Origin of the sequence: Arthrobacter sp. IK3 (assembly GCF_051337705.1) — a bacterium.
Classification (GTDB): Bacteria; Actinomycetota; Actinomycetes; order Actinomycetales; family Micrococcaceae; genus Arthrobacter_B; species Arthrobacter_B koreensis.
The window spans coordinates 16,090-36,247 of record NZ_JBPPSW010000007.1; the positions used below are offsets into that span (position 1 = coordinate 16,090).

Here is a 20,158-nt window from a genome sequence, read left to right on the forward strand (position 1 = left end):
CGCCACCCCGGCGGGGACCATCCCGCAGGCACTTCATGGCCGGCGAAACTCTCGCACGCGGAGCAGGTGTAGCTCACGACGCCGGGATCGTTTCCGGCAGGTGCCGTGTAGAACTCGTAAATCAGGTAATCGTCAACGCCGCAATGGTGGCAGATCGGCAAGTGCGCCGGCAGGCCCATCGATAACTCCGTAAAGGTATGCAGAAGCCGTGGCCGCGTCTTGACCGTATCCGGATATCGTAGTATCTAACCTCAACCACGACAATCGTGGGCGCTTAGAGCGGACACCGGGGCTGGAAAAAGGAAACAAGGCACTATGGATGACCTGAGGTCTGCGACCGCCACCGCAGCGCAGCTGCAGGACCTGCTGATACACCACGAGGATGTACTTGAATTCCTCCAGCAGCTGGCCCGGCTCAGCGCGTCATCGCTCTCCTCCATGGGCACGGTGTACTGCGGCATCACCCTGCAGCGGTCCCGCGGACATAACTACACCGTTGCCAGCAGCGAGAGCGCCGCGCTGGAAATGGATGAGATGCAGTACGCCTTTGATGATGGCCCGTGCCTGCATGCCCTTCGGGTCCATGAGGCCGTCGACGTTGCCGATACCTCGGCCGATCAGCGCTGGCCCGAATACATGCGCCACGTCGTCGCGCAGGGTGTGCGGTCCATTTACGCGGTTCCGCTGAGGCTGGAGGGGCATGCCCGGGCAGCCCTGAACCTCTACTCGCGCTCCGCCATGACCTTCGATGAAGATTTCAAGCGGGTGGCACGCACGTACGCGGAGGAAGCCTCAATGGCACTCCGCCTGGCGGTGCGGATGTCCCAGCGCGCAGCCACCGTTGAAGACCTGCAGTCCGTGCTGCAGTCGCGAACGGACATCGACCTGGCAATCGGCATCATCATGGGCCAGAACCGCTGTTCCCAAAGCGAGGCATTCGACACACTGAAGCGGGCCTCCAACAGCAGGAACCTCAAACTCAAGGTGCTGGCAGGGGAGATCGTCGCGAAGCTTAACGGCGCCCCCTCCGAGACGCACTTCCAGACCCCGTGACCGGCTCCGCACCGGCGGATGGCCCGCTGCGCACGCTCCTTCTTGGCTACGGTCTGGGCGGGAGGGTCTTCCACGCTCCGCTGCTCGAAGCCGATCCGCGGTACTCCCTGGACGTGATTGTCACCTCTGACCCGGAACGCGCCCGAGCCGCTTCGCTGGCTTATCCGCGCGCCGCCGTCGTGCCCTCGGCGGAGGCCGCCCTGGCCCTGGCCGGAGAGCTGGACCTCGCCGTTGTCAGCACGCCCCCGGCAACCCATGCGCCACTGGGGCTTGCTGCGCTACGCGCAGGACTGCATGTAGTGGCTGACAAACCCTTCGCGCATTCTCCGCAGGCCGCACGGGACCTTCTGGAAACAGCGGCCGCCGCCGGCAAGGCGCTCTCGGTTTTCCAGAACAGGCGCTGGGACGGGGACTTCCTCACGCTCAAGGGCCTGATCGAACGCGGCGACCTCGGAACGGTTAGCCGGTTCGAATCCCGCATGGAATCCTTCAAACCGTCCGTCACCAAGGCCTGGAAGCGGGAAGCCGGGACGGACGACGGCGGCGGGATCCTTTTCGACCTGGGCCCCCACCTGATCGACCAGGCACTGCAGCTCTTCGGCCCTGCCGAACCCGCTTACGCGGAAGTCCACTCCCGGCGGGAGGGCGGCGGCCCGGACGACGACGTGTTCGTGGTCCTGCAGCATGCCTCGGGCGTCCAGTCCCACCTGTCGATGAACTCCCTGGCCCCGCAGCCGGGGGAGAGGTTCCGGGTCACCGGGTCCACAGCGGCCTGGACCAAGCGCGGAGTCGATCCGCAGGAAGCCCAGCTGGACGCAGGGATGCTCCCCGGAGATCCGGGGTACGGCGAAGAGGAGCCGGCCGAGTGGGGGGTGCTGGGGACGGCTGCGTCCGCCGTCGCCGTGCCCACGGAAGCCGGCCGCTACCAGGAGTTCTATGCCGGCTTCGCGGCGGCTGTCCTGGAGGGCGGATCCTTGCCGGTGGACCCTGCCGACTCACTGCGGGGGCTGGAAATTATACGGCAGATCCACGCCGGAATCTGATTCGCCGAAGGCCGCCGCGTAACCACTCTGCACCAGCGCGACCGAAATCACGTTGTGGTCCTCATCTCCTTTAGCATTTGAGGAATGCACCTCAAAGACCGGATCGAAGATTCCACCCTGAGCCGGCGGCAAGTCGGAATCATTGCAATTTGTACAGCCCTCTACATGATCGACGGTTTCGACGTCCTGGTCATGGCCTTCAGCGCCTCTGCCGTCTCAGCAGAGTGGGACCTCAACGGAGCCCAGCTCGGTTTCCTGCTCAGCGCAGCACTGGTCGGTATGGCTGTTGGCTCCATTTTCGTTTCCACCATCGCGGACATCATTGGCCGGCAGAAGACCCTGCTGATCGGCGTCTGCGTCGTCGCGGCAGGCATGTTCGCCTCCGTCTTCGCTCCGTCCTACGAGGTCCTGCTGGTCCTGCGCCTGGTCACCGGCGTCGCGATCGGCACCCTGCAGGCGACCATCAACGTCTTTGCCTCCGAGTTCTCCAACGCCAAGCGGCGCTCAACCGCCCTGGCCATCGTCAGCATCGGCCAGCCGGTGGGCGGCGTGCTGGGCGGCCTGGTAACGGGTGTGCTGATCTCTTCCTTCGGCTGGCGCTCAGCCTTCCTCTTCGGCAGCATTGCCACGCTGATCATGATTCCGCTGGTACTCAAGGTGCTGCCGGAGTCCATTGACTACCTCTCGGTGCGCCGCCCGGCCAACGCCCTGGAACGCATCAACAAGACCCTGCGCAGCATTGGCCAGGAACCGGTGGCGGAACTGCCCGAACCGGCACCGCGCGGGGAAAAGAAATCCCGCTTCGCAGATGTCCTCACCGGCGCCAACGCCCGGCGCACCATCCTGCTCTCGCTGGCGTACTTCATCCTCATGGCCAGCTTCTACTTCGCGAACTCCTGGACCCCCAAGCTGATCACCGCCAGCGGCTTCAGCGCCCAGGACGGCATCAACGCCGGAGTGCTCTTCAGCGTCGGCGCGATCACCGGCGCAGTGGTGCTCGGAGTCTTCGGCGCCCGCTACGACATGCGGCGGGTCCTGGCCGTCTTCTTCGTCATTGGCGCAGCCACATTCGTGGTGTTCGCCAACTCCACCCAAGGCTCGCTGCCGCTGGCACTGTTCGCCGCGGCCCTCGTGGGCTTCGGCTCCAACGCCCCGATTGCCGGCATGCTGGCCATCAGCCCCACCTACTACGACTCCGAGGTCCGCGGCACCGCCCTGGGCCTGGTGATCGGCATGGGCCGTGTCGGCGCAATCGTTTCGCCGATCCTGGCCGGCGGACTGATCGACGGCGGCTGGACCCCGGGGGACCTGTACTTCCTGTTCGTCATCCCCATGGCCCTGGGCGCCGTCGTCATTTCGATGCTGGGCGCTCCGGTGCTCCGCGGCGCTGCAGCCAAGGTTCCGGCGCCGCACTAAGCCCTTCCGGAACGGTAAAGGCCGGCAGCCCCCACGGGGGATGCCGGCCTTTACCGTTCCGTGCGGAGGACTACGGAGCAACCAGTTCCTTCCAGCCCTCGGTCAGGGCCAGTCCGTGTGCGTCGGACACCGAGTGGTGGGTCACCGCGCCGCCGGCGATGTTCAGCCCCCGGGCCAGTGCCGGAGAATCCTCGAACGCGTGACGCACGCCCTTGTCCGCCAGCGCCACGGCGTAGGGAAGGGTGACGTTGGTGAGCGCATAGGTGGAGGTATTGGGTACGGCGCCCGGCATGTTCGCCACGCAGTAGAACAGGGACCCGTGCACGCGGAAGGTGGGGTCTTCATGCGTGGTGGGACGGCTGTCCTCGAAGCAGCCTCCCTGGTCCACGGCGATGTCCACCAGGACGGAGCCGGGTTTCATGCGTGCCACCATGTCATTGGTGACGAGCTTGGGGGCGCGGGCGCCGGGCACCAGGACGGAGCCGATTACCAGATCTGCATCCAGCAGGGCCCGCTCAATCTCGAAGGCGTTGGATGCCACGGTCTTGATGCGGCCGGCATAGAGCGCATCGAGTTCGCGCAGCCGGTTGATGTTGATGTCCAGGACCGTTACGTCCGCGTGGGCGCCCACGGCAACAGCGACGGCGTTAGTCCCGGCTACTCCGGCCCCGAGCACCACCACCTTGGCCGGCCGCACCCCGGGAACGCCTCCCAGCAGCAGCCCGGGCCCGCCGGCGGGGGCCATCATGCACTGCGCGCCAACCTGGACGGCGAGACGGCCGGCAACCTCGGACATGGGGGCCAGCAGCGGCAGTGCCCGGCCTTCCTGGACGGTTTCATAGGCGATAGCGGTAACGCCGGATTCGAGCAGGGCGCGGGTCAGCTCCTCGGTAGCTGCCAGGTGCAGGTAGGTGAAGAGGACAAGCCCGGGCCGGAAGTATTGGTACTCCGAGGCGATGGGCTCCTTGACCTTCAGGATCATGTCTGCGCGCTTCCAGACATCCGACGCCGCCGGCACCAGTTCGGCGCCGGCTGTCGCATATTCCTCGTCGGTAATATTCGAACCGGCTCCGGCGGCTGCCTCCACCAGGACGGTGTGTCCCCGGGTGGTCAGCTCATGGACTCCGGAGGCCGTAATGGCCACGCGGTACTCGTTGTTCTTGATTTCTTTGGGGATACCGATAATCACGTTTTGCTCCGGTCAACAGAATTGAAAGTACGAGTGGAACCAGCTGCGCTGGCGAGCAGGTGTGCGGAGCCGCACGGCGGCGGTGCTCCTAGGTATCAGTCCCCCCTGAAGTGCCGTCCCCGCCCTGAGCGGCCGCCTTCGCCGCGCGCTGTTCGTGCTGGGACTTCAGCCAGGCCTCGACGTCGGACATCCTGATCCGGCGGTGCGTACCCCGGTATTCAACGGGGATGACCCCGGCGTCGGTCAGGTTGCGCAGGTACGTATGGGAAATCCCGGCCGCAGCGGCGGCTTGGGAAGTGGTGAGCAGCGGATTGTGCGCCGGGGATTCGCCGGGCTCCTTCGTATCGTCCGAAGAAGCGGAGGCGACGGTCACGGCAGAGCCCCCGGCAAGCCGGCCGAGCAGTTCCAGTACTGCGTCCCGCGCTGCGGCAGGAAGCCGCAGCGCCGTGCCGTCAACGAAGACCGTGACGTCGCCGGACGAAAGTGCCCGGGTCAGCGCGGAGGCATCCTTGCCGGTCAGCGCGGGGAAGGTCCTGCTCTGTTGGCTCATGGATCACATCTTGCCAAATGAAACCGGCCGGAAACATGATCTGGCGTCACAGAACTGCGCGCCGCGCCGCCGGGTGCCTCTTTGGCGTCCGGGATGCGCCGTGCTGGAATGGGAGCCAACCGCGCCCGCAGCGGCGCAGAACGCCGATTCAAAGGGGAATCATGAGCAGCCGCACCATACGGGGAGCCGTCCTGGAACGTACTGGAGCGGAGCGTCCCTACGCCTCCAGCCGCCCGCTGCGCCTGGCCGATCTCGAGCTGGACCCGCCCGGCCCCGGAGAGGTTCTGGTCCGTATCGAGGCCGCGGGGGTGTGCCATTCGGACCTTTCCGTTGTGAATGGCAGCCGCGTCCGTCCGCTGCCCATGCTGCTGGGCCACGAAGCCGCCGGGCGGATCGAGGAGCTGGGACCGGACGTTCCGGACCTGCACCGCGGCCAGCGCGTGGTGATGGCGTTCCTGCCGCGCTGCGGGGAATGCGCCGCCTGCCGGACCAACGGCAAGATGCCCTGCACCCCCGGCAGCGCGGCCAACAACGCAGGCACCCTTCTGGGCGGCGGCATCCGCCTTCGCCGGAACGGTGAACCCGTGCTCCACCACCTGGGGGTCTCCGCTTTCGCCACCCACGCCGTCGTCAATTACCGGTCCGTCGTGGCGGTGGATGATGATGTTCCGCCTGCCGTCGCCGCCCTGCTGGGTTGTGCAGTATTGACCGGTGCCGGGGCGGTACTGAACGCGGCGCCCCCAGGCCCGGATGACGACGTCGCCGTGGTTGGGCTGGGCGGTGTTGGCATGGCAGCGCTGCTGGCAGCCCGCGCGGCCGGGGTGAACAGCGTCATCGGCATTGACGCGCTGCCGGAAAAGCTGAAGCGCGCCCTGGAACTCGGCGCTGACACCGTCTACACCCCCGCGCAGGCGGCCGACGCCGGGATCCGGGCTGCGCTGGCCGTGGAGGCTGCGGGGCACCCGCGCGCCTTCGAGACTGCCGTGCAGCTCACCGCTCCCGGCGGCACCACGGTGACCGTGGGACTCCCGGCCCCGGACCAGCAGGCGCAGATCGCTCCGCTGACCCTGACGGCGGAAGCCCGGACCATCATTGGCAGCTACCTCGGCTCGGCCGTACCGTCCCGGGACATTCCGGTCTATGCGGATCTCTGGCGCCAGGGGAAGCTGCCGGTCGAAGAACTGGTCTCGGCCGAAGTTGCCCTTGAAGACATCAACGAGGCCATGGACACCCTGGCGGACGGCCAGGCCATCCGCCAGGTTATCCACTTCGACTGACCCGAACCCGCGGGACGGGCCGGGTAGGCGGCGGTGCCGGAACATCTGGGCGTCGGACGGGCCGGGTTAGGCGACGGTGCCGGAACATTCGAGCGTCGGACGGGCCGGGTTAGGCGACGGTGCCGGAACATTCGAGCGCCGGACGGACCGGGTTAGGCGGCTTTAATACTCCGAAGCGAGCTCTGCGAGCGAAGGAGTTTCGTTGCCGCCGTTCCGGTCCGCCCGGCGCGTGGCCAGCCCGGTGCGCAGCCAGCCCGGCGCGTGGCCGCCCGGCGTGTCGCCAGCCCGGCTGGCCCGGCGCCACGCCGGTCGAAACCTAGTCCACCAGCTCGTACGCCGGCAGGGTCAGGAAGTCCACGTAGTCCTCAGCCAGGCTGATCCGGCCGATCAGTTCGCTGGCCGGGGCGTAGTAGCGGTTGAACTTCTCTTCATCCACTTCGCCGCGCAGCCGTTCGGTTTCCTCCGCCAGCAGGCGCTTGACCAGGTCCTCGGTGACAGTCTCCCCGGTGTCCTCAAGGGTGACGCCGTTGCGGACCTGCTGCCAGACCTGGGAGCGGGAGATCTCGGCAGTGGCGGCGTCCTCCATCAGGTTGTGGATTGCCACCGCTCCGTTGCCCGAAAGCCAAACGGCGGTGTACGCGACGGCGACGTAGAGGTTGGAGCGCAGCCCGGCCTCGGTGATCGATCCCTCGGCAGTGGTGACGTCCAGCAGGTCCCGGGCAGTAACGCTGACGTCTTCGCGGAGCTTGTCCACCTGGTTGGGCTTGTCGCCGAGGACTGAGTCGAAGACCTCGCGGCAGGTGTCCACCATGTCCGGGTGGGCTACCCAGGAGCCGTCGAAGCCGTCATTGGCCTCACGGGACTTGTCCGCCGTGACCTTTTCGAATGCCTTCGCGGTGATTTCGGGTTCGCGCCGGTTGGGGATGAAGGCTGCCATCCCGCCCATTGCGAAGGCCCCGCGGCGGTGGCAGGTCTTGACCAGCAGCTCCGTGTAGGCGCGCATGAAGGGTGCGGTCATGGCGACGTCGGCGCGGTCCGGAAGCAGGAAATCCTTGCCGGAGTCGCGGAACACCTTGATCATGCTGAAGAGGTAGTCCCAGCGCCCGGCGTTGAGTCCGGCGGCGTGGTCTCGCAGTTCGTAGAGGATTTCCTCCATCTCGAACGCGGCGGGAATGGTTTCGATCAGTACGGTGGCGCGGACCGAGCCCTGCGGAACGCCCACGAAGTCCTGGGCAAAGACGAAGACGTCGTTCCAGAGGCGGGCCTCCAGGTGGCTCTCCATCTTGGGCAGGTAGTAGTAGGGGCCCTGGCCGTTTTCCAGGAGCTTCTTCGCGTTGTGGAAGAAGTGCAGGCCAAAATCGACCAGCGCTCCCACCGCCGGTTCGCCGTCGATCAGTACGTGTTTCTCCGGCAGGTGCCAGCCGCGCGGGCGCATGACTACGACGGCGAGGGGCACGTCGGTGCGCAGCGCATACTCCTTGCCGTCCGGGGAGGTGAAGGACAGGTCTCCGCGGGCGGCCCGGTACAGGTTGTATTCGGCATCCACCACGTTGTGCCAGGTAGGCGTCGCTGCGTCCTCAAGGTCCGCCAGCCACACCTTGGCGCCGGAGTTAAGGGCGTTGATCGCCATCTTGGCCGGGGATGCGGGGCCGGTCATTTCAACGCGGCGGTCCTGGAGGGCGGCGGGGGCCGGGGCCACCCGCCAGTCGCCTTCGCGGATTTCGGCGGTCTGGTGCAGGAAGTCCAGGGTTTCACCGGCTGCGATTGCCTCACGGCGCTTCGTGCGGGCGGCCAGCAGGCCATTCCGGGTGGGGGCGAAGCGGTGGTGAAGTTCTTCGATGAACGCCAGTGCCTCCGGTGTCAGGATGGTCCCGGCGCCCTCGGCCGGGTTTGGATCGGTTACTTCGATAGCCATGGGTTCTCCTCTCGCGCACCGGCTTGGTCGGGGCCGGACGGCGTCGTCGAAATGCAGCGTGCCCTGAACGTACGGGGCGAACCGAGGGGTGTAAACCCGCTCCTTCCCGCTAATCCAGCTCTCTGTCCGCTCACGTCGTGAACGAACTCTCATCCTAGACGAAAACTTATTTCCGTATCGTGAACATTATGATCCGGTGGGAATGAGGGCAAGGTCAGGTGCTGGTGTGCCGGGAAAGGCCGAGGGGCAGCGGACGGATTTCGTGTTCGAGCCGGAGAAAAGTTCCACTGGGAGTGACGATCCCCGGTCAATGCGCCCTTAATGGAGAGACGGCGATCCCCCTCCGGGATCCCCTTCTTCAGGAGATGAGTGCCATGGCAGAATCCGCCAGGAATCCTGGACAGTCCACCGCCTCGCCGACGGCCAGCGGAGACGATACGCAGCGGGACAGTGACCTCGCCCAGCACCGGCCCTCAGGGCCGCTGCACACACCACGCGGAGACACCACCATCGAAGAGAACGTGGTGCAGAAACTTGCCGGCATTGCCACCCGCGAAGTTCCGGGCGTCCATGCAATGGGAAATGCCGCGCGGCGCGCGTTCAGTGCCGTCACCGAGCGGATCCCGGGCTCCCAGACGAACTACGGGAACGGCGTGAGCGTGGAGAAAGGTGAGCGCCAGGCTGCGGTGGATGTGAGCGTGATTGTGGAATACGGCTTCTCGATCGTCGAGGTCAGCCAGGCGATCCGCACCAACGTCATCCGCTCCGTCGAAAACGCCACCGGGCTGGAAGTCCTTGAGGTCAACGTCAATGTTACGGACGTCCACCTCCCGGATGACGACAACGACGACGACGGCCAGTCGCAGAAGAAGCCGTCGGGACGCCTGGAGTAGAAAGCGCCCGGCTTTCGCCCGGGCTGCACCCAAACGTATTGATACGTCCTAAGGAGAGCACCGATGAATGCAACAAGATGGTGCCTGGTAGTTGGTCTGGTTTTGGGAATAGTGCTGGCGTTCGGGGGGTGGTTCGCCTTCCTGGTCACCGTCCTCTTTGGCCTGATCGGGTTGCTGGTGGGCCTGGTGGCTGACGGCAAACTGGACATGGCCGGGCTGTTTGGCCGTGCCGCAAGCCGATGACCATGACGCAGGCGGACACTGAGCGCCGCCCCCGGCGGGCGATTGAAGACCGCGGCAGCACCTCAATGTCCCGCAGGGTCCTGGAGAAGATCGCCAGCCAGGTGGCACGCGACGAAACAGCAGCCGGCGGAACCTCCGGAGGATTCCTGGGAATCGGGTCGAAGGCGGATTTCACCGCGCGGCCCGAGGCCTCGGTGGAGCTGGCCGGTAACATCGCCAGCCTCTGGGTCAAGGTGGGGCTTCCCTATCCGGTTCCGCTGCGTACGGCAACACAGGAACTCCGCGAACGGATCGCCGGGCGGGTCACCGACCTGACCGGGGTACAGGTGCGGCAGGTGGACGTCACGGTGGCATGGCTCAGTCCCAGGCCTGCGTCGTCCGGGCGGAGGAGGCTGCTGTGAGCGCCGAGTCGCCGCCGGTGGCCCTGCGCCCGCGGCCCAGCCGCTCCGTTCCCGCCACCATCTGCGCCGTCGTGCTGCTGGTGCTTGGCGTTGCCGCCGTCGTGGCGGCACTGCTCCGGCTCACCTCGGGAACCTGGCCCGAGGCGCTCACCGCTCCCGTGCAGTGGCTGTCCGACTCGGCGTGGAACAGCACCGGAGTCTGGGCGCTGGGCATCGCGCTCGCCGTCGCCGGCCTGGTGCTGCTGCTCGCCGGCATCATTCCCGGCCGCTTCCATGACCTGCCGGTCCGGCTTCCCGCCTCCGGGGATCCGGAGGCCAGGAAGGCAACGGTGGGGGAGCCCTCGGCGGTGATGTCCCGCCGTGCCGTGGCCCAGCTGGCAGCGGCTACCTGCGAACACATCGACGGCGTCTCCTCAGCTTCGGCCACTGCCACGGACCGTGACGTCCGGGTTTCGGTCACCACTGCCCTGCATGACACCCGGGACCTGCAGCGCTGGGTTGCTGACGGGGTGCATTCACGGCTGGAAGCCTCAGGCCTGGATCCCGTTCCCCGGGTCCGGGTCACTATCCGCTCACGGGACTGACCCGGCGCAGGGGAAGGATGCAGCATGCGACACCATGCAGGAGCCATGAACCGGACGTGGCTGATCATCATTGGCCTCATCCTGCTTGCTGCGGGGGCAGCCTCGATCCTCTTTTCCTCGGGACTCATGGACCAGTTCTCCGGCGGCAGCCTTGCCGGCCAGGACGAGCCGGTGCTGTCCGACGGTCCCGGTGTGCTGGAGACCCTCCCCGCTGCGGCCGTGCTGATCGGCGGCATCATCCTGGGGTTGCTGGGGCTGTGGTGGATGCTGGCCGAAGTGCCGCGGCGGCGTGCGGCTTCCAGCTACCGCCTCCATGAGGACCCTGCCCGCGGCATCACCCGGTGCGACACGGCGGTGCTGGCTGCTGCGGTAGAGGACGACGCCGCATCCGTCCCGGGCGTGGTCAGCAGCTCTGCGCTGCTGCGCGGAACTGCCGAGTCACCGGACCTCGCCATGCGGCTGACCCTGAACGAGCGGGCGGATGTGCAGGAGGCGCTGCGCCGCATCCGCAGTGACGTACTGGCGAACCTGAGCCGTGCCCTGGAAGTGCCGCTGCATACCGCTGGGATTGCCCTCGAGGTCAGCGGGCGGCCGGCGCAGCTGGGAAACACGGTTGAGTCCACCGGCACGGTTGTCTACTGAGTTGCCGAATCGTTACTCGGCACACCCGGTGATCTTTGCCGCAACGGTGTTCCGCCGCGGCGCCGCACGGTAGCCTGAACGGCACTTCGGCCTTAGCCGGCGACGGACGGGTGTATGACCATGGTGCAGCATTACCGGGAGGCGCTGCCTCCAAACGACTATCCCATCTGTGTCACCTGCGGGACCCAGTACGGGGAACTCCGCGCTGACTGCCCGGTGTGCCTGGATGAGCGGCAGTACGTTCCGCTCTCCGGCCAGGCGTGGACCACGCTCACCCGCCTTCGTTCCGGTGCCCGGCGTGCCAGCGTGCATCCGCAGGGCCCCGGCGTGCTGGGAATCGGCAGTGAACCCAAGTTCGCCATCGGCCAGCGTGCCCTGCTGGTGAAAGCTGCCGGGGGCAACGTGCTCTGGGACTGCGTACCGTACCTGGACGAAGAGCTGATCGACCTCATCAACGCCGAAGGCGGCCTGACCGCCATTGCCATCAGCCACCCGCATTACTACGCCACCATGGTGGACTGGGCCCGGGAATTCGGCGTCCCCGTCTATCTCCACAGCGCAGACCGGGAATGGGTGGGACGCAGCGACCCCGCCCTGCAGTTCTGGGACGGGAACAGGATGGACCTGGCCGAAGGCCTTGTCCTGTACCGGCCCGGCATCCATTTCCCCGGCGGCACGGTCATGCACTGGGATGACGACCCGGACGGAGTCGGGGCGCTGTTCAGCGGCGACATCATCCAGGTCATCCCGGACTTCAGCCACGTTGCCTTTATGTACAGCTATCCCAACCTGATCCCGGAGCGCCCGGACGTGGTGGAAGCCGGTGCCGAACTGCTGGCGCCCTTGTCCTACGAGCGGCTGTACGGGGCCTGGTGGGACTACATCCTGCACCGCGGAGCGGACCGGATAGTGCAGGATTCGGCCCGCCGCTACCTCAAGTTCACGCGCGGCTAGGCGCCGCGGCTTCCCGTTCTGCCTCCGCCATGGCCTTGAACTCCGCCACCCGCGCCTGGTGCAGCGGAGTGCGGCGCAGCAGGGCGTAGGCGCCGGCCAGGAGGGCAAACCAGATGGGCGTGACGAGCAGTGCCGTCAGCGTATCCGGCTGGGTAGTCAGCGCCCAGACAATGAACACGAAGAACGCCAGCACCACGTAGACCATCACCCGGCCGCCCGGAAGCTTGAACGCCGAGTCCCGGTGCAGCTGCGGACGGCGGCGCCGGTAGGCCAGGTAGCTCAGCAGGATGATGGTCCACACGAACATGAAGCACAGGGCGGAAATGGTGGTCACCAGCGTGAATGCCTCGCTGACCGAATCCCCGGCGTAGAGCAGCACCACCCCGGCCAGCAGGAACGTGCAGGAGAAGAACAGGGCGTTGCGCGGAACTTTCCGGCTGGACAAGCGGCCAAACGCCTTGGGGGCATCGCCGTCGTGCGCCAGGCCAAAGACCATCCGCGAGGTGGAGTAAATGCCTGAATTCGCCGAGGAGGCGGCGGAGGTCAGCACCACGAAGTTAACGACGGCGGCGGCTATGCCCAGGCCGGCCAGGGCGAACATGCCCACGAATGGGCTTTCGTCCGCGTTGAACCGCGTCCACGGAATCACGGCCATCAGCACCACCAGGGCGCCTACGTAGAAGAGCATGATGCGCAGCGGGATGGAGTTGATCGCCTTGGGGAGGTTCTTCTCCGGATCCTTCGTCTCCGCCGCGGCGGTGCCCACCAGTTCGATGCCGACGAAGGCGAAGACGGCAATCTGGAAACCGGCCACGAAGCCCATGGGGCCGGTGGGGAAGAACCCGCCGTTCTCCCAGAGGTTCTCAAACCCTGCCGTGGCGCCGCCGCCGGAATCGAAGCGGGTGAGGATCAGGACCAGTCCCACCACGATCAGTGTCAGGATGGCAATGATCTTGATCAGGGCGAACCAGAACTCGGTTTCACCGAAGGCCTTCACGGAGGGCAGGTTCAGGGCCACCAGCAGCACAATGCAGGCCAGGGCCGGAATCCAGAGCGGAATCTCCGCCCACCAGAACGTGACATAGTGGGCGATCGCCACCACGTCCGCGATTCCGGTGACCACCCAGCAGAACCAATAGGTCCAGCCGGTGAAGAACCCGGCCCAGGGGCCGAGCAGGTCCGCAGCAAAGTCACTGAAGGATTTGTACTGCAGGTTGGAGAGCAGCAGTTCGCCCATTGCCCGCATCACGAAATACAGCATGAAGCCGATGATCATGTACACGAAGATGACGGAGGGTCCGGCCACTGAGATCGTTTTGCCCGAGCCCATGAAAAGCCCGGTTCCGATGGCTCCGCCAATGGCGAGGAGCTGGATGTGGCGGCTGGACATCGAACGCGCGAGGCCCGGGTCCTTTGAACTTGTTACCGCAGCTGAATGGTCCGTGGTTGAAGCGGGGGTGGAGCTACCTGGCATGGGGGTTCTTTCTCATGGCGCCGTGTGGCATGCCGCCGGCAAGACACGCTGCTGCCACCAATATGCTCAGATATCCAATGACGCCTCATGAGATGCGGCGATACCGCCGATCGTTTTAGTTTCGGCAGTCACCGGGGCGCTGTCAATTTGGGACCCGGGCGCGGCCGTGCGCGTATACCAGATGCCGGACAGCAAATGCGGCCCAGGTCATACCTTGAAGGGGGCCGCAGGGCGGGCTAAAGTCAGGGTGCAGCCACAATTGAATATGCCTTTACCAGCCGTGGCGGGAGAGTCCCGCGCGTGACATGCAGACGCGGGCGCCGTAGGAGCAAACCCTCCCCGGGAATCTCTCAGGCCCCTGTACCGCCATGGCGAGGCAACTCTGGAAAGCAGGACCGGCTATGCCGGATCCTCACCGACGGTGCAAGCGGATAACACCCGCGGAATCTCTCAGGTCCAATACAGAGCGGGGAGGAGCCAACCGTCGTCTCGGCGTACCCTCGCCAGCCTCTTGGAGCCTCCCATGACAGCAGCCCCGTCCACCGCAGCCTTTGTTGACCGGCATATTGGTGCCCGCGCATCCGAAACCGACGCCATGCTCAAGGCCGTCGGTTATGACACCCTCGAGAACCTGGTGGACACTGCCGTCCCCGCTGCCATCCGGCAGGATGCTCCGCTGGTGCTGAACGCGCCGCGCAGCGAGCAGGAAACCCTCGCAGAGCTGCGCCGCATCGCCGCCAAGAACAAGACCGCCGTCCAAATGATCGGCCAGGGCTACTTCGACACCCACACCCCGCCGGTGATCCTGCGCAACGTGGTGGAGGACCCCGCCTGGTACACCGCCTACACTCCGTACCAGCCCGAAATCTCCCAGGGCCGGCTCGAAGCGCTGCTGAACTTCCAGACCATGGTCCAGGACCTCACCGCGCTACCGGTGGCCAACGCCTCGCTGCTCGATGAAGCCACCGCCGTCGCCGAAGCCGTCCTGCTGATGCGCCGCTCCAACAAGGCCAAGTCCGAGGGCAAGATCGTGCTCGACGCCGATGCGCTGCCCCAGACCATCGCGATCGTCCGCGGCCGCGCCAAGGCCCTGGGCTTCGACGTCGAAGTCTCTGACCTCGCGTCCGGCCTGCCGGAAGGCGAGATCACCGGCGTCGTGCTCCAGCAGCCCGGCGTCTCCGGTGCCGTCCGGGACCTGTCCGGCGTAATCGCCGAAGCCAAGGACCGCGGGGCCCTGGTAACCGTGGCCGCTGACCTCCTGGCCCTGACCCTGCTGACCCCTCCCGGCGAGCAGGGCGCGGACATCGCCGTCGGCTCCGTGCAGCGCTTTGGCGTTCCGCTGTTCTTCGGCGGACCGCACGCCGCCTACATGGCAGTGCGCAAGGGCCTGGAGCGCTCGCTGCCCGGCCGCCTGGTCGGTGTCTCCAAAGACTCCGCCGGCACCCCCGCCTACCGCCTCGCCCTGCAGACCCGCGAACAGCACATCCGCCGCGAGAAGGCCACGTCCAACATCTGCACCGCCCAGGCGCTGCTGGCCATCGTCGCCTCCATGTACGCCGTCTACCATGGCCCCGAAGGCCTGAAAGCGATCGCCCTGCGCACCAACGGCCACGCCCGCGCGCTCGCCACCGCTCTCTCCGGCGCCGGAATCGAACTGGCCTCCGACGTCTTCTTCGACACCGTCACTGCCCGCGTTCCCGGCCGTGCCGCCGACGTGGTGGCCGCAGCCGAAGCCAAGGGCATCAACCTGCGGCAGATCGATGCGGACACCGTGGGCGTGTCGGCTGACGAAACCACCACGGACGCCGTGATTGCCGACGTCGCACGAGCCTTCGGCGCACAACCAGCGGCACAACCGGCTGCCGAGGCTGCCGGCTTCGAGCTGCCCGCTGAACTGCTGCGCACCTCGGAATACATGACCCACCCGGTGTTCTCCTCCTACCGCTCCGAAACCCAGATGCTGCGCTACCTACGCCGCCTCTCGGACCGGGACCTGGCCCTGGACCGCACCATGATCCCGCTGGGCTCCTGCACCATGAAGCTCAACGCCACCGCTGAGATGCAGGCCATGACCTGGCCCGAGTTCGCTTCCATCCACCCGTTCGCCCCGGACTCGCAGACCGAGGGCTGGCGGGAACTGATCTCGGACCTGGAAGCCCAGCTGGCCACCATCACCGGCTATGACCAGGTTTCCATCCAGCCCAACGCCGGCTCCCAGGGCGAACTGGCCGGCCTGCTGGCCATCCGCGGCTACCACCACGCCCGCGGCGAGGAACAGCGCAACATCTGCCTCATCCCCGCCTCCGCCCACGGCACCAACGCGGCCTCCGCCGTCCTGGCCGGCATGAAGGTCGTCGTCGTCGGCACTGCCGGTGACGGCGCGATCGACCACGCGGACCTGCGCGCCAAGATCGACGCGCACCGGGACAACCTCGCCGCCATCATGATCACCTACCCCTCCACCCACGGTGTATATGACGACGACGTCCGCGACGTCTGCGACGCCGTGCACGAGGCAGGCGGCCAGGTCTACATCGACGGCGCCAACCTCAACGCCCTGGTGGGGCTCGCGCAGCCCGGCGACTTCGGCGGCGACGTCTCCCACCTGAACCTGCACAAGACCTTCTGCATCCCGCACGGCGGCGGTGGCCCCGGCGTCGGTCCGGTTGCAGCCAAGGCCCACCTGGCACCGTTTATGCCCGGCAACGCCGCCGCCTGGGACGACGGGGACGACATCCCGATTTCCGCGTCCCGCTTCGGCTCCGCCGGCGTCCTGCCGATCTCCTGGGCCTACGTCCGGCTGATGGGCGGCGACGGCCTCACCGCAGCGACCAAGAGCGCCCTGCTGGCCGCGAACTACGTGGCAGCCCGCCTCAACGACTACTTTCCGGTTCTCTATACCGGCAAGGGCGGCCTGGTGGCGCACGAGTGCATCCTGGACCTGCGCGAGCTGACCAGCAAGACGGGCGTCACTGCCGAGGACGTGGCCAAGCGGCTGGTGGACTACGGTTTCCACGCCCCCACCCTGTCCTTCCCGGTGGCCGGCACCCTGATGGTGGAGCCCACCGAGTCCGAGGACCAGGGCGAGATTGACCGGTTCATCGACGCGATGATTGCCATCCGCGGCGAAATCGACCAGGTGGCAGCCGGGGAGTTCTCGGTCGAGGACAGCCCGCTGCGCAACGCCCCGCACACGGCCACCGTCGCAGCCGGCAACGACTGGAACCGCCCGTACCCGCGCGAACAGGCTGTCTTCCCGCTGAGGAGCCTGCGCATGGACAAGTACTTCCCGCCGGTAGGCCGCATTGACGGTGCTGCCGGGGACCGCAACCTGGTGTGCTCCTGCCCGCCGATCGAAGACTTCGAGAACTAAGGGGATCGCCGCTATGACTGAGCAGTACACCGCGCTCTACGAAGAGCACAAACGCCTGGGCGCTTCCTTCACCGACTTCGGCGGCTGGCAGATGCCGCTGAAGTACAGCTCCGAGCTGGCCGAACACCACGCCGTCCGGAAGGCCGCCGGCCTGTTCGACCTGTCCCACATGGGCGAAGTCGAGGTCACCGGCCCGCAGGCCGCCGCGTTCCTGGACTACGCGCTGACCGGCAAGCTTTCTGCAGTGGCCGTGGGCCGCGCCAAGTACTCGCTGATCACGAACGCCGACGGCGGGATCATAGATGACCTGATTAGCTACCGGCTGGGCGACGAGTCCTACCTGGTGGTTCCGAACGCAGGAAACGCAGCCACCGTGGCGGCTGAGCTGGCCGCGCGTGCCGAAGGATTCGACGTCGCGGTGCAGGACAAGACGGCCGAGACGTCACTCGTGGCCATCCAGGGTCCCGAAGCGGAGGCCATCCTCCTGGACCTCGTGCCCGCGGCGCAGCAGGAACTGGTCACTGGAATGAAGTACTACGCCGCGGCGCAGGTTGAGCTGGCCGTGGGGGGCAGCTCGCATTCGCTTCTGGTGGCACGCACCGGTTACACCGGTGAGGACGGCTTCGAGATCTATGTACCGAATGACGACGCCGCTGCCCTCTGGCAGGCACTGCTCGCCGCCGGTGAGGGCCGTGGACTTGTTCCGGCCGGCCTCGCCTGCCGCGACTCGCTCCGCCTGGAGGCCGGCATGCCGCTCTACGGCAACGAGCTCTCGCTCGGCGTGGATCCGTATGCGGCCGGCCTCGGCGGCGTCGTCGCCCTGTCCAAGGACGGCGGTTTCGTGGGCCGCGATGCCCTCGCGGCCAAGAAGGAACAGGCCCCGGCACGCAGGCTGGTTGGGCTGAAGGGTTCCGGCCGCCGGTCGGCCCGTTCGCACTACCCGGTCCTTCAGGACGGCGGCCCCGTCGGCGAAGTCACCTCCGGCGCTCCCAGCCCCACCCTCGGCTACCCGATCGCCCTGGCCTACGTCGATGCCGCCGTCTCCGAGCCCGGCACCCTCCTCGACGTCGACCTCCGGGGCAAGCCCGAATCCTTCGAAGTCGTCTCTCTCCCGTTCTACAAGCGCAGCAAGTAAGTCATCCCTCCCGCCGAGAGGCCAGTTACGGCTCTTTTCAGCCCTGAAACCAGCCGTAACTGGCCTCTCGATGGGGGAACTGGCACCTCAGCCGGACGGACTCGGTGGTGGCGGAGCGTTTCGTGTAGCCCGCATCGCCGAGCGAGGAACGAGCGAGGCAGTGAAAGATCCAGGGTCCCTCTCCGAGCTTGCGTGGAGTAGGGCGGGATCTGGAAACGCTAAGAGGCGGCAGAATGCCGTACCGTCTGCCCCAGGCACGCAGCATCCATATCCGTAGACTTTGAACCAGTTGTTCACACCACTTGAAAGGCACACCCCATGAGCAAAGTTGTTGAAGGCCTCCGTTACTCCGCTGAGCACGAGTGGGTGGACTCTTCCAGCCCCGTGAAGGTCGGCATTTCCGCCGTCGCCGCTGACGCGCTGGGCGACGTTGTCTACGTCGACCTTCCCGCCGTCGGCGACACCGTCACTGCGGGCGAGACCTGCGGCGAGGTTGAATCCACCAAGTCCGTCTCGGACCTGTACGCCCCGGTTTCCGGCACCATCGTCGAGGTCAACCAGGAAGCCGTGGACAACCCGGCCATCCTGAACGAAGACCCCTACGGTGCAGGCTGGCTGTTCACCGTTGAGGTCACGGAGGAGGGTGAGCTGCTGAGCGCTGCTGAGTACGCAGAGAAGAACGGCGGCGAGCTGTGACCGATTTCCTGAACTCCCGCCTCGCGGAGATCGATCCCGAGGTAGCTGAGCAGATCGATAACGAGCGCCGCCGCCAGCAGGACGGCCTGGAAATGATCGCCTCCGAGAACCACACCGCGGTGGCCATCATGGAGGCCCAGGGCTCGGTGCTGACCAACAAGTACGCCGAGGGATACCCGGGGCGCCGCTACTACGGCGGCTGCGAGTACGTGGACGTCATTGAGCAGCTGGCCATCGACCGCGCCAAGGAACTCTTCGGTGCCGGCTTTGCCAACGTGCAGCCGCACTCCGGTGCCCAGGCCAACGCGTCGGTGATGCATGCGCTGATCCGCCCGGGTGACACCGTGCTGGGGCTCTCCCTGGCCGACGGCGGCCACCTCACTCACGGCATGAAGATCAACTTCTCCGGACGGCTGTACAACATCGTTCCCTACGGCGTGGACGAAACCACCCACACCGTGGACATGGACGACGTCGCGCGCCTGGCCCGTGAGCACAAGCCGAAGCTCATTGTTGCCGGCTGGTCCGCCTACGCCCGGCAGCTGGACTTCGAGGCATTCCGTGCCATCGCTGACGAGGTGGGTGCCTACCTCATGGTGGACATGGCGCACTTCGCCGGACTGGTCGCGGCCGGACTGCACCCCAGCCCGGTTCCGCACGCCCATGTGGTGACCTCGACGACGCACAAGACCCTGGCGGGTCCGCGCGGCGGCATCATCCTCTCCAATGACGCGGACATCGCCAAGAAGATCAACTCAGCGGTGTTCCCCGGCCAGCAGGGCGGCCCGCTGGAGCATGTGATCGCCGGCAAGGCTACCGCACTGAAGATCGCCGGCACGCCCGAGTTCCGCGAACGCCAGGAACGCACTCTCGCCGGTTCGAGGATCCTCGCCGAGCGGCTGCTGTCCGGCGACGTCGCTGCCAAGGGTATCTCGGTGGTCTCCGGGGGCACTGACGTGCACCTGGTGCTGGTTGACCTGCGCAACGCGGAGCTGGACGGCCAGCAGGCCGAGGACCGCCTCGCGCAGATCGAAATCACGGTCAACCGCAACGCCGTGCCGTTCGACCCGCGGCCCCCGATGGTCACCTCGGGTCTGCGGATCGGCACCCCGGCGCTGGCCACCCGCGGTTTCGGGGAGGAAGCGTTCCGTGAAGTCGCAGACATCATCGCGCTGGCCCTGATCGCCGGCGACGGCGAGGACCTCAGTGCACTCAAGGACCGCGTCCACGCACTGGCCGCGGCCCACCCGCTCTACCCGCAGGTCGCCGACCTGTCCGGAGCACCCGCCCGCGCCTAACCGGCGCGAACCAAAGGACACC

General features: G+C 66.6%; 18 protein-coding genes and 1 riboswitch. Of the genes, 14 read left to right on the top strand and 4 right to left on the bottom strand.

Annotated elements, in window-relative coordinates:
* The first annotated feature begins 315 nt into the window (after nt 1–315).
* The 3 genes from ACSLGO_RS10450 (at nt 316) to ACSLGO_RS10460 (ending at nt 3,512) form a co-directional block, all read left to right on the top strand.
* Nucleotides 316–1,053, top strand: a complete 738-nt coding sequence (locus tag ACSLGO_RS10450) for a GAF and ANTAR domain-containing protein (RefSeq protein ID WP_152274025.1) — start codon at nt 316–318, stop codon at nt 1,051–1,053.
* Nucleotides 1,050–2,096 (top strand): Gfo/Idh/MocA family protein, encoded by a 1,047-nt coding sequence (locus tag ACSLGO_RS10455; protein WP_436401063.1) that lies wholly within the window; start codon nt 1,050–1,052, stop codon nt 2,094–2,096. Before ACSLGO_RS10450 ends, ACSLGO_RS10455 begins: the two co-directional genes overlap by 4 nt.
* Before the next feature lie 84 nt (nt 2,097–2,180).
* Complete coding sequence (locus ACSLGO_RS10460; protein WP_325786263.1) at nt 2,181–3,512, top strand: MFS transporter; 1,332 nt, start codon at nt 2,181–2,183, stop codon at nt 3,510–3,512.
* 70 nt (nt 3,513–3,582) lie between these two features.
* Here the strand turns inward: ACSLGO_RS10460 and ald are convergent, their stop codons facing one another.
* Both ald and ACSLGO_RS10470 read right to left on the bottom strand, forming a co-directional pair.
* A complete protein-coding gene (gene ald / locus ACSLGO_RS10465) occupies nt 3,583–4,701 on the bottom strand; it encodes an alanine dehydrogenase (protein WP_263127850.1) in 1,119 nt (372 codons plus the stop codon).
* Between the two features lie 88 nt (nt 4,702–4,789).
* Nucleotides 4,790–5,251, bottom strand: a complete 462-nt coding sequence (locus tag ACSLGO_RS10470; protein WP_436401064.1) for a helix-turn-helix domain-containing protein — start codon at nt 5,249–5,251, stop codon at nt 4,790–4,792.
* Nucleotides 5,252–5,412: 161 nt separating this feature from the next.
* Here ACSLGO_RS10470 and ACSLGO_RS10475 point away from each other — a divergent pair, with 161 nt between their 5' ends.
* Nucleotides 5,413–6,528: an alcohol dehydrogenase catalytic domain-containing protein gene (locus tag ACSLGO_RS10475; RefSeq protein WP_377955081.1), complete on the top strand. Its 1,116-nt coding sequence runs from the start codon at nt 5,413–5,415 to the stop codon at nt 6,526–6,528.
* A 316-nt stretch (nt 6,529–6,844) separates the two neighbouring features.
* Here ACSLGO_RS10475 and aceB read toward each other — a convergent pair whose 3' ends face one another.
* Complete coding sequence (gene aceB, locus ACSLGO_RS10480; protein ID WP_436401065.1) at nt 6,845–8,443, bottom strand: malate synthase A; 1,599 nt, start codon at nt 8,441–8,443, stop codon at nt 6,845–6,847.
* Between the two features lie 374 nt (nt 8,444–8,817).
* Between aceB and ACSLGO_RS10485 the strand changes: the two genes are divergently transcribed.
* The 6 genes from ACSLGO_RS10485 (at nt 8,818) to ACSLGO_RS10510 (ending at nt 12,160) form a co-directional block, all read left to right on the top strand.
* A complete protein-coding gene (locus tag ACSLGO_RS10485; protein WP_091601059.1) occupies nt 8,818–9,336 on the top strand; it encodes an Asp23/Gls24 family envelope stress response protein in 519 nt (172 codons plus the stop codon).
* Nucleotides 9,337–9,399: 63 nt separating this feature from the next.
* Nucleotides 9,400–9,579 (top strand): hypothetical protein, encoded by a 180-nt coding sequence (locus ACSLGO_RS10490; RefSeq protein WP_091601061.1) that lies wholly within the window; start codon nt 9,400–9,402, stop codon nt 9,577–9,579.
* Entirely contained in the window at nt 9,576–9,980 is a 405-nt protein-coding gene (locus ACSLGO_RS10495) for an Asp23/Gls24 family envelope stress response protein (protein ID WP_091601063.1), read from the top strand. The genes ACSLGO_RS10490 and ACSLGO_RS10495 overlap by 4 nt, the downstream gene beginning before the upstream one ends.
* Nucleotides 9,977–10,564 (top strand): DUF6286 domain-containing protein, encoded by a 588-nt coding sequence (locus tag ACSLGO_RS10500; RefSeq protein WP_152274019.1) that lies wholly within the window; start codon nt 9,977–9,979, stop codon nt 10,562–10,564. The genes ACSLGO_RS10495 and ACSLGO_RS10500 overlap by 4 nt, the downstream gene beginning before the upstream one ends.
* 24 nt (nt 10,565–10,588) lie before the next feature.
* Entirely contained in the window at nt 10,589–11,206 is a 618-nt protein-coding gene (locus ACSLGO_RS10505) for a hypothetical protein (protein ID WP_141653616.1), read from the top strand.
* 114 nt (nt 11,207–11,320) lie between these two features.
* The gene (locus ACSLGO_RS10510; RefSeq protein WP_325786266.1) at nt 11,321–12,160 is read left to right on the top strand and encodes an MBL fold metallo-hydrolase; all 840 of its coding nucleotides are present in this window, start codon (nt 11,321–11,323) and stop codon (nt 12,158–12,160) included.
* Here the strand turns inward: ACSLGO_RS10510 and cycA are convergent.
* A complete protein-coding gene (gene cycA, locus ACSLGO_RS10515; protein ID WP_377955364.1) occupies nt 12,147–13,550 on the bottom strand; it encodes a D-serine/D-alanine/glycine transporter in 1,404 nt (467 codons plus the stop codon). The two genes, ACSLGO_RS10510 and cycA, sit on opposite strands and share 14 nt — an antisense overlap.
* Before the next feature lie 358 nt (nt 13,551–13,908).
* Nucleotides 13,909–14,010: riboswitch (glycine riboswitch) on the top strand.
* A 147-nt stretch (nt 14,011–14,157) separates the two neighbouring features.
* Between cycA and gcvP the strand changes: the two genes are divergently transcribed.
* The 4 genes from gcvP to glyA all read left to right on the top strand — a co-directional run bounded on the left by gcvP (nt 14,158) and on the right by glyA (nt 20,136).
* Nucleotides 14,158–17,007: an aminomethyl-transferring glycine dehydrogenase gene (gcvP, locus tag ACSLGO_RS10520; protein ID WP_436401066.1), complete on the top strand. Its 2,850-nt coding sequence runs from the start codon at nt 14,158–14,160 to the stop codon at nt 17,005–17,007.
* A gap of 13 nt (nt 17,008–17,020) precedes the next feature.
* Nucleotides 17,021–18,142 (top strand): glycine cleavage system aminomethyltransferase GcvT, encoded by a 1,122-nt coding sequence (gcvT, locus tag ACSLGO_RS10525; protein WP_091601074.1) that lies wholly within the window; start codon nt 17,021–17,023, stop codon nt 18,140–18,142.
* 318 nt (nt 18,143–18,460) lie between these two features.
* A complete protein-coding gene (gene gcvH / locus ACSLGO_RS10530; protein ID WP_263127845.1) occupies nt 18,461–18,838 on the top strand; it encodes a glycine cleavage system protein GcvH in 378 nt (125 codons plus the stop codon).
* Entirely contained in the window at nt 18,835–20,136 is a 1,302-nt protein-coding gene (glyA, locus tag ACSLGO_RS10535) for a serine hydroxymethyltransferase (RefSeq protein ID WP_436401067.1), read from the top strand. The genes gcvH and glyA overlap by 4 nt, the downstream gene beginning before the upstream one ends.
* The last annotated feature ends 22 nt before the right edge of the window (nt 20,137–20,158 follow it).